This window comes from Myroides sp. N17-2, from assembly GCF_002286775.1.
GTDB lineage: Bacteria > Bacteroidota > Bacteroidia > Flavobacteriales > Flavobacteriaceae > Flavobacterium.
The window spans coordinates 99515-114330 of sequence record NZ_NSGJ01000007.1 but is presented as its reverse complement, the minus strand read 5'-3'; the positions used below and the strand labels follow the sequence as shown (position 1 = coordinate 114330).

The window sequence follows — 14816 nt, the reverse complement described above, 5'->3', positions numbered from 1 at the left end:
ACAATCTATTAGTTCGTTACGTCGATCCATTGACCTGCTGTACGGCTTCTGTAAGAGTTATCATACATTGCCTCAGCGTGTACACCTGGCAAGTAATATTTACCCAGATAAGATGCGTTAAGCGTCACACGTAGTGTCTTCGTCTCATTAGCGTTTAAGCTAAAGTAGAAGTTAGTACGGTCATCTCTAATATCTGTGTGTCTAACAGGATTATTATCTCCTCCTGCTTCAGTGTATCTAAGATTCACAATCTCCCACCCAGAAGGAACAATATGAGTAAGCGCTATGTTATCTACACTAGTAGTACTACTATTAGTAATAGTAATAAAAGCAACGAACTCGGTACCTTGTGATAATGATGCTGGGTTAAGCGCCATACCTCCTGGTGTTCTATATGCAGTACGAACGCTTAGTTTGCTTTCTTCCACTAACTCTTTACCAACAGGAAGAATACCACTGTAAGCAACTCTAGCATATACAGTAGAACTGTTTTTGTTTACAAGTTTAACTTCATTATTCGCAGAGATAGACTTGAAGTCATATTCGTACATATTATTTTTAGTAGTTGCATTGGTAGTTGCACCACTATTAGTGAAATCAACATTAATACCTTCTGCTGATTTATTGTTTTTCACATAAGTAGACATTACGTTTAATCCATAAGCTGTACTCTGTGTACTCATCCAACTATTAGAACCTAAGCGCTTGGCAAGTAGGTTAGCATATTCGTGCATTAGTTTTGTATTTGACTTCGTAAGGATCAAAGTTTCTAATGCCATTGCTAATCTACGCTCATATGAACCATAGTAGTAATAATAAGATTGATTGTTCTCTACTAAAGGTGCATTAGCGATTAGTTTCACAGCAGCATCTCGTTGGTTAGCTAATGCATAAGCAGCAGCTAAACGCAGTTTCGCATCACTAGAAAGACTAGTCGTTTCTCTAAGTCTATTCATAGATGCTAAATCAGCATTACCTGCAAGTGCTAAAGTATATAGTCTATATGCCTGAGCTAAGTCATTTTGGTAACGACTGTTATAAGACCACTGTTTTACAGCATTCTGTTGGTATGAGATAGCATTCGCTTTGCTTCCTATAGGGAGAGCAAATCCTCTCTTCTCTGCTTCTAACATGAAATGTAGAATATAAGAAGTCGTCCAGTCATCTGAATAAGCGTCACTACTCCAGTATCTAAAGCTTCCGTCTGTTAATTGGCGTTGTGCTAATACTCTTAAAGCTTCATTCACATTGCGTTGTAAGCTTTCTTTTTTGCTTTTGCTTACATAGACTAAGTCTTCTAGGAATATCTGAGGGAATGCCCCAGAAGTTACTTGTTCACTACATCCGTGAGGATATTTGATTAAATAGTTTAGTCTAGAAGTAAGGTTGATGCCAGGGAATGTAGATAGCTCTAATGTAGCTTTATTACTTCCTGTAACACCAAAGCGCTCCCATTCAATAGTATTAGTACTGTTTGGTTCTAATACAATATCTTCAGTTCTAACTGTAACAGGGTTTGGATTTAATACATCCATCTCTACTACATAACTAGCACGCTCATTACCAGAGGTTGCTTCTATTTCTACTTTAGTGATACCTGTCTTTTGCATTACTTCTAACTCACAGAACACTACTTTTTCATCCGGTTCATCAAAAGTTACTGTTTGAGTAGCATTATTTTGAATTTGGAACTTGTCGTCTGTTTTAACCTTGACCGTTACATTCTTCACGTGTTTCTCCATAGCGAAGATAGTGATCGGCAATGTTATTTTCTCTCCAGGGACAGCTCTTCTAGGAAGAGAACCTAGTATCATTAATGGGTTATTTACTTTTACCGTTTTCTCTACAGTACCGTATGCTTTATTTGCTACGTTAGAAGCAACTACCATAGCACGTACAGAACCGATATACTTAGGTAGTTTTATCTTGTGAGTACCTGTTTTACCTCCATCTAAAACGAATGGTCCTAAGTGAATAACAACAGGTTTAAATCTGTTTGCTTTTTTCACTTGACCAGCACCTAAGTCCTCATCACCACCGATACTGAATACTTGGTTAATAGCCCCACCATAAGCACCGATAACGTTGTCATAGATATCCCAAGTACGCACACCTAGAGCAGTTTTGCTATAGAAGTTATTCCAAGGGTTAGGTGTTTTAAATCTAGTTAAGTCTAATAGACCATCTTCAACAATAGCGATAGTATATGTCATCTTCTGACCTGCCTTCTCTTTTACTTGAACAGTAAATTCTTGTTCAGGTTTAAGTTTATCAGGCATTGTGATAACAGGTTCTAGTTTTGTCTTTTTATTATATACGTTAATAGGCGCGATACCATACATACGTATCGGGGAGTTATTTACTGTAGAAGCGTGAGGCTGTAATGCAGATACATTGATGTACACATTAGGCGCCATAGCTTCTGTAGTAGTAATCTCAAATGTTGTTTCTCCTTTTTGTGTTTTCACCCAATGTGTTTCGATCACATTAGATCCGTTCTCTACAGATACTAAAGCTCTACCGCCCTCACTAGAAGGGAATGAAAGTTTAATCTTCTCACCAGTATTGTAATCTTTTTTATCAGTAGCAATAGCTAATACTGTTGCTTCTTTTCCTTGTGAGTGTTTCGTTTTACCTGACCAATAAGGATAATCTACATATACAACAGATGATGCTATGTGTTTACCTGATTTGTCACGAGCCACTATTTCGTAAGTACCCCAATCTTGTTCTGGTATTGTCAGAGAGTAAGATGTTGTACCATTAGAAGAAGTAGTATAATCAGCAGTTTCTTTATATATCGAATAATAATCAGAGCTACTGTAGCTAGATGCTCCATCGTTATTAGAGCTCCACCACCAGTATCCTTTTTTTCTATATACTGTTACATCAATGTCGTGTGACTTCGTTTTTCCTTGAGCACTTAATGTGATAAAAGAGAAGTTTAACGGCTTATCAGTTTCATAATAGCCATACTTGTTTGCCTCAGGTGCTTTAATCCCTACATAAGTATTATGAGGAGAAATAGTAGCAGTAGATACATCAGTAGATACGTCACCACCATTTTCATATACTTTAGAAGTGAAGATAGCCTTAAGCATACCTGTATTCTCAGGAATGTTATTCATACTTACACGGAAGTCAAAGTCTCCTGATCCATCAGTTGTACCTGAGAAGACATTCGATTCTTGTGTACTTGAAGAGCTTAAACTATTAGAGAAAGAATATGACTTATAGTCAGCAAATGTAGTTGCTTGAGGAAGTAGTTTAAGCGCTACTTCAGCTTTAAGATTCTTAGCTGTACTACCTTGAAGCCACTGTACATTATAGTCTATACCAACGCTATTTCCGTTGTTGTAAACTGTTTTTCCTTCTATGTTGTTTTTGATTTTTAAACGGTTAGGTTTAATTGTCTCAACTTTGATTTGCTTGTAGAACTTAGCTCCCCCTACACTTACTACAGCTTGCCAATTACCTGTTACAGATTCTTGCGTTGTTTTAAGTAGGAAAGAGTAGTGGTTACTTGTGTTTTTCTTTTGCACCACTTGATCAACTACCTTTCCGAATGGATCAGAGAAAGTAAGTTTGATAGGATGATTAGCAGGAAGAGGGTTCGCTAGATCGTCTAAGATAAAGTCTAGGTATATATTATCACCAGGTCTCCACACACCACGTTCTGTATAGATAAAACCATTAATTCCTTTAACTAAAGTGGTTCCATCTACATCATAGTTACTCATTGATAAAGAGTTGGCCTCATCTATCTTAACGTAAGTAGTATTCTTGTCATCTTTAACAATAACAAAAGCAGGCTTTTTCTTCTCTAGGTTAACAGTTAGTATTCCATTAGTATCTGTCTTAGCAGAAGTAATTAGTTGTTGTTTAAATGTGTAGAATTCGACAGTCGCAGCAGCTACAGGATCAGTAGTGATTAGATTAGTAACTACTGTTGTATAGATATTGTTATTACCACCTTTTACGATTACACCTAAGTCAGTAGCTAATACATTAGTAGCTGCTTTCTCGTGGTAATGATAATATGACGTAGAACAAGGGTTGTCTTTCTCTTCCCAATCATAATAGTAGTAATACTCATAATCATCGTACTCATCATTGCTATCCATTTCATCAGTATCATCCGTTTCTTCTTCAACGGCTTCCTCTTCTTCTGTTATCTCACTATTAGTACAGTCATAAAGAGAATAAGCTTTCTTAAATGAAAACTCAACTCTATAGATAGCACCAGGGTCTGGACTTATCAGTGTAGATAGGTCTAGCGCATAGTTGTTATATTTTAATAAGGCATTCGGATTAGGGTTAGTCAGTTTGATTGTAGTCTTCGCTATAGGGTCAGCTACTCTGTAAAGGCTGTACTTACCATCAAGATTGTTCTCTTGTAAGAACTGTAATATGTTGTTTTCATAAACTTTATAAACTTTCACATCAACTGCATTTAATGTAGTGGCTTTAAAGTTGATCTTTAAGTTTTCAGAACTAGGTAAGATAGTACCACTATTAATAAGCTGCACATCTGGTTTAAGTGTTCCGAAGTTTAGTTCATATACTTGTGAGGTTAATGTTTTGTTTCCTCTAGAATCTTGAATACCTGCACTAACTCTTACAAGTACTTTATCTTGTAGAGCCTTGTCAGCAAATACTTTTAGTACGTTACCATCTGTAGAGAAAGTTAGATTAGCATCGTTATTCTCTAAGTCGATTAGTCCACTGAAGTCTTGATTCTTCTTAATAGGGTTAGAGAAGTTAATCCAGAAAGCCTGTGGATCATTCTCTACGGGTTCTACTCTGAACTGATAGAAGTCATTAAGTCTTGGTACAGTATATACATCTGTACTTTTAGCAGCATTATCTATTGCTTTTCCATTAATAGACACCTCCATAGTAGACTCTTCTGCCTTTCTAACTATCTTGTTAATAGTGAATTTAAACTCTTTACTCTCTTGTTTATCATCAGTACTAAATTTGATATCTAAGTTCTTCTTGTCTTGTACAGCTGATAATATTTTCTTAGCATCTGCAGTACTTAGCCAGTCACTCGTAGTCAGTGTTCCATTAAGGACATATTCAGTATCACTGACATATTGAAGATCTAATAGATCAGTATGGAAAGTCTGAGGAACAGTCATTACCATAAAAGTAAAATCTTTTAAAGCTTCTTCTGTCTCGGTAACTTTACCTAAGTGAAAGGTAATATTATAACGTTGATCTTGTTTCAATCTCTCTTCAGGAACAAAACGGATCACGTCATTAGGCAAGTAAACTACTTTACCTTTAACAGCAGGAGTGATAGTAAAGAGATCTTTATCTAACTCTTCATTAGCGGTCCAATTCTTCCAATTCTTTGGAATATTAATATCAATCGGGTCTTTAGTAGAGATAACCCCAGCAGTGAAAGCTAGTATATACTCACTAAATAGCTTGGGGTTGGATAGATTGACATTGAGATCCCCATTTTTCTTACATGATTGCAGTGATATAAATGCACAGCAAATAAGGATTAGTAGACTTTTGATTTTCATAGCGGTAGTCAATTATTATTTTCTTTTGTTTTCAAAAAATGTTTTCATAAGCATAGCACACTCTTGTTCTAAAACACCAGAAATGACTTCGGTTTTAGGGTGTAGTTGTCCTCCGATAGCTTTAAAACCTCTCTTTTCGTCAGATGCGCCATACACAATCTTAGTGATTTGGCTCCAATATAAAGCCCCAGCGCACATTTGACAAGGTTCTAAAGTTACGAATAAAGTGCAGTTTTTCAAATATTTAGCGCCTAAATGATTGGCGGCAGAAGAGATAGCTTGTATCTCTGCGTGAGCAGTAACATCGTGAAGTAGCTCTGTTAAATTATGGCTCTTCGCGATTATTTGATTATTAGCGACTACGATAGCCCCTACAGGGATTTCTCCTTTTTGATAAGCTTCTTTTGCCTCACTTAAGGCGATACGCATAAAGTATTCGTCTGTAAAAATTGTATCCATTGTATTGTGTTAACATAAATGCAAAGTCAAAAGTAAAAACAAAATTGTAATTTTGTTTTTATTTTATTTAGAATGTATAAAAACCTACTTGAACATATTAGTACCCCGGAAGATCTCAAGAAACTATCAGTTAAAGAACTTAAAGAACTCGCAATAGAGTTGCGTAAGTTTATTATTGATATAGTAGCTAGTAAAGAAGGGCATTTAGGGGCTAGTCTAGGAGTAGTCGAATTGACGATTACTCTTCATTATGTTTTTAATACACCGATAGATAATTTAGTTTGGGATGTGGGACATCAAGCTTATGGGCATAAACTTCTAACAGGAAGAAAAGATGTCTTTCATACAAATAGACAGAAAAATGGAATTAGTGGTTTTCCTAAAAGAGAAGAGAGTGAGTATGATGCTTTCGGAGTAGGGCATTCCTCTACAGCCATATCTGCTGTGTTAGGTATGGCATTTGCCGCAAAGTTAAAAGGAGAAGAAGATAGACATCATATCGCAGTGATAGGTGATGCCTCTATCGCTTCAGGTATGGCATTTGAAGGATTAAATCACGCAGGAGTCACTGATGCCAATATGCTTGTTGTTCTTAATGACAACGCCATAGGTATAGATCCAAGTGTAGGAGCGCTTAAGGACTATCTAACTTCAGTAAAAGAAGGAAAGAATCCGCGTGCAAATAATATGATTAAGTCATTGCACTTTGATTATTATGGGCCTATAGATGGACATGATCTTCCGCGTCTTATCAAAGAATTAGAACGCCTAAAACAAATCAAAGGACCTAAGTTCTTACATGTTATTACTACTAAAGGAAAGGGATTAAGACAGGCGGAAGAGAATCAAGTAAAATATCATGCACCTGGTAAATTTAATAAAGATACTGGAGAGCTTATAAAGAAAGAAGAAAGTGAGTTTCCATCAAAGTTTCAAGATGTTTTTGGCTTGACTTTAGTAGAATTGGCCAAAGAGAATGAACGCATCGTAGGTATTACACCAGCTATGCCAACGGGTAGTTCTCTTAAGTTTATGATGGATGCCTTCCCTGACAGAGCGATAGACGTTGGGATAGCAGAACAACATGCTGTAACACTTGCTGCGGGTATGGCAACAGAAGGACTTATTCCATTCTGTGCTATATATTCTACTTTCTTACAGAGAGCTTATGATCAAGTTATACACGATGTCGCTTTACAGAATCTGCCAGTAGTATTTTGTCTAGATAGAGCAGGATTAGTGGGTGAAGATGGGGCAACACATCAGGGTGTATACGATATAGCGTATTTAAATTGTATTCCCAATATGGTTATTGCTACCCCTCTTAATGAATTAGAACTACGCAATCTTCTTTATACTGCTCAGTTAGGTATTGATTATCCATTAGCGATACGCTATCCACGTGGTAAGGGGTATATTAATCATACTTGGCAACTACCTTTTGAGAAAATTAATGTAGGAAGTGCTTCTCAATTGAAAAAAGGAAATAAATTTGCATTTGTTTCTGTGGGAACAATTGGTAATAACGTGATTAAGGCAATGGACGCTATAGAGTGTCACGAATGGTCACATTATCACTTTATGTTTGTTAAGCCATTGAATGAAGAAATGCTGCATAGTATATGCCAATCTCATGAGAAAGTATATACAATAGAAGATGGTACAGTGATAGGTGGTTTTGGCAGTATAGTGAGTCAGTTTGTATCAAAGTATTATCCACAGATTCAAGTGGAGATACTAGGTGTGAAAGACGTTTTTATAGAACATGCAACTGTATTAGAACAACAACAAGAGTGTGGAATAGACGTAGAAAGTTTAATTGGAATAATAAAGAATTAGGTTTTGGGAAAGATTAAGAGAGGTTTGGTTGGTTTAGTTGTATTGGGAGCGTGTGCACAATCTTTTGCACAGGTAACAACTGAAACAAAGAAAGCAGAAAGTGCAAATGATATTCAAACTATAAAGAAAGATAGTATTAATCTTCAAGAAAATCCTTTCAATCCTTTAATGGGCTTTTTGCCTGCTAAGGACTATAGTGGACCTACTTTAAGCCGTGGAAGTGGTGAAAGAGGAGATGAGTTTTTCTTGAGACCTGAAATATTTGTTGAGAAAAAGAAACCTAAGGTTAACCAAATTAAAACAAGTTATAATCCGAGTATTAATTTAAGTGTTTTACCTATTAATAATGAGATTATTGGATATTGGGAGAAGAGTAATCGCTTAGGGCTTGACTTTAATCAGATTGCTTTTGTCAATTGGAGTGCTGGAGGAGACAACTCTATTTCTGGGCTTTTAAAAGGTGAATTCGGTAGGAAGTATATAAAAGGACGTTTAGTGTGGGATAACTATTTAAACGTAAGATATGGTATAAATAAGCAGTCTGATCGAGAACTTCGTAAAACAGACGATGTATTGGAGCTAAACTCAACAGTAGGCTATCGATCTACAGCTATTTCGGACTGGTACTATGTGACTAAGTTAAACTTTAAGACTCAGTTTACTAATGGGTATAATTACCCAGATACTGATAATCCAGTATCAGCATGGTTTGCACCTGCTTATCTATTTGTCGGGGTCGGAGCGGAGTATGTGGATCCAAAAACACAGATGAAGTTTTATATTTCTCCATTAACACATAAGGCTACTTTTGTAAATGATCAAACGTTGGCTGATCAAGGTGCTTTTGGAGTTACTAAAGCAGAGAAAGATGAGTTTGGTAATATTATTAGAAACGGTTCGCGTTATAAGGCAGAGGTAGGTCTATTAGTGAGTAGTGAGTGGAAAAAAGAGGTGTTTAAAAATATGTTTTATCAGCATAAATTGACGTTATATAGTGATTATCTGAATAACTTTGGTAATATCAATATGATGTTCGAGATGAAGTTAGACTTAAAAGTAAATGATTACGTTCGAGCGAATGTAGGTACTTATATGATCTATGATGACAATGTGAAAACGAAGGTGATGAGAGAAGGTACGCAGGTTATGGAAGGTCCAAAAATGCAGTTTAAACAAACATTAGGTGTGGGATTAACCTATGCCTTTTAATTTATAAGCTATGAAAAGAATATTAATTGTTTGTGTTTGTATGATGAGCTTTTTTGCTGCTAATGCACAGGAACCTATAGAAGAGAATACTGCGGTACAAGATTCTATAAATTCTATTGATTTTAAGTATAGAGAAGATCAGTTTTATTTTGGAATTACGCATACTTTAATGCAAGATAAGCCTGCGGGTTTTTCTCCTAGTTCGGTGTCAATAGGTATGAGTGGAGGTTTTTTAAGAGACTTTCCTGTAAATAAAGACCGTACTATTGCATTAGCACCAGGTATAGGATATTCATATTTGAATCTTAGAGGAAATCTTGGTATAACGCCAGAGAATGAACATGTTATTCTTGGGTCCTTTAAGAAGAGTAGTTTGTCTCTACATGCTATTGATTTTCCTTTAGAGCTAAGATGGCGTACTTCTACTCCTTATAGTCATAAATTCTGGAGAGTACACTTAGGATTTAAAGCTAGTTATGTATTTGGGGATCGTAGCAAGACTTCTACTAATGAGTATTCCTCTACTTTTAGAGATGATCCAAATGTGAACAAATGGCTTTATGGAATGTATGTGTCTGCAGGATTCAATACTTGGAATTTCTATATGTATTATGGATTAAATAATATCTATAAAGACGATGTATTAAAATGGGATAATAATAAACTTAAACTTCTTAACGTAGGAGTTATGTTTTATATTTTATAGTTAATAACACTGTATATTACTGTGGGTAGAATACCAATGAAAAAACCTTGAACTATTTCTTTGGCAGTATGAGCGCGCAATAGCAACCTAGCAGAAGCGACAAAACCGATTAAGAAAATAAATAGAATGACACCCATAATATTCGGCTGTTGTAGTTCTATTAATACATGTATAAAGAACATTAGACTTGTAGTGAGCGTGGCGATATGTACACTTGATTTCTGTTTTAACAGTGTGAATAGGAGTAATAATAAATAAGTATTCATCAGTCCCCAGATGTATACACGTATCGTATAGGCACTGTTATTATAAAAGATATAATCTTTAAGGATAAATAACAGAGCTATATTGATTATAAATGGAAGAATGCGCTCTTTTCTTGCACTAACCATTACACTTGTGCTAATCAGACCAAGTGATTTAAGTAGAAAATAGATACATATAGGCAATAGACAAGTCATAATAAGAACTTGTCCAAGTATAATAGATATCTCTATAGCAGAAAAATAGGCGCTTGATATAGAGAAGTATAGTAATGTCGTTAAAAAAGGTACTGTTATCGGATGAAATAGATAAGAGAAGAATTTAGCTGTTTTTCTCATTGTCTATGTATTAAATACGCTTACGCATTCTCGCAACAGGTATATCCAGTTGTTCTCTATACTTCGCTACTGTACGTCTTGCGATAGGATAGCCTTTCTCTTTTAGTAGTTCAGCTAGCTTATCATCAGGATAAGGTTTTTTCTTATCTTCATCCCCTATAATATTCTGTAATATTTTCTTTATTTCTAGAGTAGATACCTCTTCACCTTGATCATTAACCATTGCTTCAGAGAAGAAGTTTTTAATAAGCTTTGTGCCATAAGGAGTGTCTACATACTTACTATTGGCTACACGTGATACTGTAGATATGTCTAACCCTATTAAGTCAGCTATGTCTTTTAGAATCATAGGACGAAGTTTAGTCTCATCCCCAGTTAGAAAGTATTCTCTTTGATACTCTAAGATGGCATGCATTGTCACAAAAAGAGTCTCTTGACGTTGCTTTATAGCGTCAATAAACCACTTTGCACCATCTAATTTTTGTTTAATAAATTGTACTGCGTCTTTTTGTGAGTTAGAAGATTTAGCAGACTCTTTATAAGACTGTAACATATCTTGATAATCTTTAGACACATGAAGTTCAGGAGCATTTCTACCATTGAGTAATAGCTCTAATTCTCCTTCGTTTATTTTAATTGTAAAATCTGGAATGACATGCTCTACAGCTCTGTCATTACCGATGTATGAACCTCCTGGTTTAGGATTAAGTTTTTCTATTTCATCTATTGCATTTCTTAGACTTTCTTTAGAAACACCATATTTTTGAAGTAACTTATCATAGTGTTTTTTAGTGAAAGCATCGAATTGATCAGCTATAATCTCTGTTGCTAGATCTATTGCATCAGTTTGAGTTTTGTGTTTTAATTGTAATAACAGGCATTCTTGTAAATCTCTAGCACCTACACCTGCAGGCTCTAGCTCTTGTACGATTAGAAGTATTCTTTCTACCGTTTCTTCATCTGTGTAGATCCCTTGAGTAAAAGCTAAATCATCCACTAGATCTTGAGTATCACGTCTTAAATATCCCATATCGTCAATACTTCCAACTAAGAACTCAGCTATCTTACGATCGTCCTCCGTTAGCATAAAAGTATTTAATTGATTAAGTAAATCTTGGTGAAATGATTCATGAGCGATAATTGGCATTTCATACTCATCATCATCTTTACTATAGTTGTTAGACTGTAGTTTATATTCAGGAGTTTCATCATCACTAAGATACTCGTCTATGTTGATATCTTCAGCTTCGATACGTTCATTATCGTAATCTTCAAAGTCATTGTCAAACTCATCTACCTCAGTCGATTCGTTCTCTTTTCCTGTTTCTAGTGCTGGGTTTTCAATTAGTTCTTCTTTCAGTCTTTGTTCAAAGGCTAAAGTAGGTAACTGAATTAGCTTCATCAACTGGATTTGTTGAGGAGATAACTTCTGTGATAATTTAAGTTGTAGACTCTGTTTAAGCATTCGTGAAATATTTAGTATAAATAGAAAAAAGTGTTTACTTTAAAACATATTCTTTTTCAAATTTAATGAAAAAATGTGATAAAGTAAACACTTTTATGAAGCTATTGTTATATTAAAACTCAGCGTTTTGCGGTGTTCTAGGGAAAGGGATAACGTCTCTAATATTTGTCATTCCTGTTACGAATAGCACAAGACGTTCAAAACCAAGACCAAAACCACTATGTGGAGCTGTTCCGAATTTTCTAGTGTCTAAATACCACCATAATTCTTCTTTGTCTATTCCCATCTTTTCGATTTTCTCTAAAAGAACATCGTAGCGCTCTTCTCTTTCAGAACCTCCTACGATCTCTCCGATTCCAGGGAATAGGATATCCATTGCTCTTACAGTCTTACCATCTTCGTTCATTCTCATATAGAATGCTTTGATGTCAGCTGGGTAATCAAATAAGATTACTGGACATTTAAAGTGTTTCTCTACTAAGTAACGCTCATGCTCACTTTGTAAATCAGCACCCCATCCGTCGATGATATAGTTGAATTTTTTATTCTTATTTGGCTTACAGTTTCTTAAGATATCAACTGCTTCAGTGTAGCTTACACGTTTAAAGTTGTTCTCTACTACGAAACGCAATTTTTCTAATAACGACATTTCACTGCGTTCAGCTTGAGGTTTAGATTTCTCTTCTTCAAATAGACGTTTGTCTAAGAATTCTAAGTCATCAGCACATTTCTCTAATACGTAGTTAATTACGTATTTGATAAAGTCCTCTGCTAAGTCCATGTTATCATCTAAGTGGTTAAATGCCACCTCAGGTTCGATCATCCAGAATTCTGCTAAGTGACGAGAAGTATTAGAGTTCTCAGCACGGAAAGTAGGTCCGAATGTGTATACTGATCCTAATGCCATAGCATAAGTCTCAGCTTCTAATTGTCCTGATACAGTTAGGTTAGTTGTTTTTCCAAAGAAATCTTGTTTTGTATCTATCTCCCCTTCTTCTGTACGAGGTAGGTTATTTAAATTTAAGTTAGTTACTCTAAACATTTCTCCAGCTCCCTCAGCATCTGATCCAGTAATGATAGGTGCATTGAAGTAGTTAAATCCATTGTCTTGGAAGTACTTGTGTACAGCAAAAGATAGTACGCTACGCACTCTCATAATAGCTCCGAACATATTCGTACGGATTCTTAAGTGAGCATTCTCACGTAAGAACTCAAGTGAGTGTTTTTTAGGTTGTATAGGATATTCTTCAGGATTAGCTTCACCGTATACTTTTAAGTTTTCTACTTGTATCTCTACAGTTTGACCAGCTCCTTGGCTCTCCACTAATGTTCCTCTAACACAAATTGCAGCTCCAGTATGAACTTTTTTTAACAACTCCGCAGGGAATTTATCTAAATCAACAACACATTGAATATTGTTAATCGTTGACCCATCATTCAAGGCGATAAATTGGTTGTTTCTAAACGTTTTTACCCATCCTTTTGCTTTGACTTCATGAAGTAGGCCTTTGCCTGCTAGTAGATCGTTAATTTTCGTATGTTTCATCGTGATTTATAATTTAGTAATCTTTGTCTTATTTCGACAATTTCAAATACTTGCAAAAATAGTAAATTATTGTGTATTATGGAATAAAGAAATTGTGATATTACTGTAAATATTGCGTATGGTAGACTATTTAGTTAATAATAATACGCGAGTTTATATGAGACAAAAAAGGCAGCCCCTAATGAGACTGCCTTGCGTGTTAATATGTGTGTTGTTAAGCTATTGTTTTTTGCTGTTGATTCTGTCCTCTGCTTTTTTCATTGCAGCTTGTTGAGAAGTCATATTGTGTTCTTTAGCATAGTTTAGTACTTCTAAAGTTGTATTATAGATATTCTCAGTGCGTTTTAAAGCTTCATCTAGTCCATAATTTGCTATCTCTCCAAAAACATTAATAATACCTCCTGCATTGATTAAAAAGTCTGGAGCGTATACGATACCACGTTCTTGCAAACGTTTACCGTGTATTGCTTCAACTGCTAATTGGTTATTAGCAGCACCCGCGATAACTTTTGCTTTAATTTTTTCGATAGTGTCATCATTGATTGTTGCTCCTAGAGCACATGGAGCATAGATATCAACATCTTCAAGATATAGATCTGATCCTGTGAATATCTTAGTATTATATTTTTTAGCTACTTCAGCGACTCTTTCTTCATTTATATCTGTGATTGTTACTATAGCACCATGCTCAGTTAGATGTTTTACTAATGTCTCACCGACATTACCAATACCTTGTACCAGTACTTTCTTACCGCTTAAGTTGTCTGTTCCGAATTGGAAATTAGCAGCAGCCTTAAGCCCCATAAATACACCATAAGCTGTGACAGGTGATGGATTACCTGATCCACCTAGGCTTTCAGATATACCAGTTACGTGAGGTGTGATAGTATGGATTAAGTCCATATCAGCAGTAGTAGATCCTACATCCTCTGCTGTGATATATCTACCACTTAAAGAATTTACATAATGAGCAAATGCTTTAATCAATTCTGGGCTTTTGTCTTTTTTAGAATCTCCCATAATTACTGCCTTTCCTCCTCCAAGATCTAATCCTGATATAGCAGATTTATAGGTCATCCCTCTAGATAGACGAAGTACATCATTTAGTGCTTCCCATTCAGAAGCGTAGTTCCACATTCTAGTACCTCCTAATGCAGGTCCTAATGTAGTATTGTGTATACCGATGATTGCTTTTAATCCAGACTCTTTATCGTGACAAAATACGATTTGCTCGTGATTGTCAAATGAAACTTGTCCAAATACAGGTGCCATAGTTTTTAATTCTTCTGGCGAATAGATTTTTGTAGTCATAATCAATGTCTTTTGGGATTAGGTATTGCTTATAGATATAATTTATATAAGCTTTATAAAGATAACTAAAAAAGCATTGATTATTAAGTAGATATGAGTATATCGGTATAGATATGTGAATCCTTCAAAAATGTTTCAAAAA

9 protein-coding genes are annotated in these 14816 nt (G+C 35.4%); 3 read left to right on the top strand and 6 right to left on the bottom strand.

The features are described 5' to 3' along the window. Positions 1–8: 8 nt before the first annotated feature. The gene (locus tag CF599_RS05090) at positions 9–5537 is read right to left on the bottom strand and encodes an alpha-2-macroglobulin (protein WP_121964960.1); all 5529 of its coding nucleotides are present in this window, start codon (positions 5535–5537) and stop codon (positions 9–11) included. 15 nt (positions 5538–5552) lie between these two features. Further along, positions 5553–5996, bottom strand: a complete 444-nt coding sequence (locus CF599_RS05085; RefSeq protein ID WP_121964959.1) for a nucleoside deaminase — start codon at positions 5994–5996, stop codon at positions 5553–5555. Between the two features lie 72 nt (positions 5997–6068). Here CF599_RS05085 and CF599_RS05080 point away from each other — a divergent pair, with 72 nt between their 5' ends. From CF599_RS05080 to CF599_RS05070, 3 genes are read left to right on the top strand one after another with little or no spacing between them, the layout of a single operon-like run. Beyond that, on the top strand, positions 6069–7835 hold the full coding sequence (locus CF599_RS05080) for a 1-deoxy-D-xylulose-5-phosphate synthase (RefSeq protein WP_121964958.1): 1767 nt from the start codon (positions 6069–6071) through the stop codon (positions 7833–7835). A gap of 3 nt (positions 7836–7838) precedes the next feature. Then, positions 7839–9044: a DUF3078 domain-containing protein gene (locus CF599_RS05075; protein ID WP_121964957.1), complete on the top strand. Its 1206-nt coding sequence runs from the start codon at positions 7839–7841 to the stop codon at positions 9042–9044. Between the two features lie 10 nt (positions 9045–9054). Next, entirely contained in the window at positions 9055–9750 is a 696-nt protein-coding gene (locus CF599_RS05070) for a porin family protein (RefSeq protein WP_121964956.1), read from the top strand. Here CF599_RS05070 and CF599_RS05065 read toward each other — a convergent pair. The 4 genes from CF599_RS05065 to CF599_RS05050 form a co-directional block, all read right to left on the bottom strand. Then, entirely contained in the window at positions 9738–10352 is a 615-nt protein-coding gene (locus CF599_RS05065; RefSeq protein ID WP_121964955.1) for a hypothetical protein, read from the bottom strand. The two genes, CF599_RS05070 and CF599_RS05065, sit on opposite strands and share 13 nt — an antisense overlap. Before the next feature lie 10 nt (positions 10353–10362). Continuing rightward, a complete protein-coding gene (gene rpoN, locus CF599_RS05060) occupies positions 10363–11817 on the bottom strand; it encodes an RNA polymerase factor sigma-54 (protein ID WP_121964954.1) in 1455 nt (484 codons plus the stop codon). A 112-nt stretch (positions 11818–11929) separates the two neighbouring features. Further along, entirely contained in the window at positions 11930–13363 is a 1434-nt protein-coding gene (asnS, locus tag CF599_RS05055; RefSeq protein WP_121964953.1) for an asparagine--tRNA ligase, read from the bottom strand. Positions 13364–13582: 219 nt separating this feature from the next. Next, a complete protein-coding gene (locus CF599_RS05050) occupies positions 13583–14674 on the bottom strand; it encodes a Glu/Leu/Phe/Val dehydrogenase dimerization domain-containing protein (RefSeq protein ID WP_121964952.1) in 1092 nt (363 codons plus the stop codon). Positions 14675–14816 lie beyond the last annotated feature (142 nt).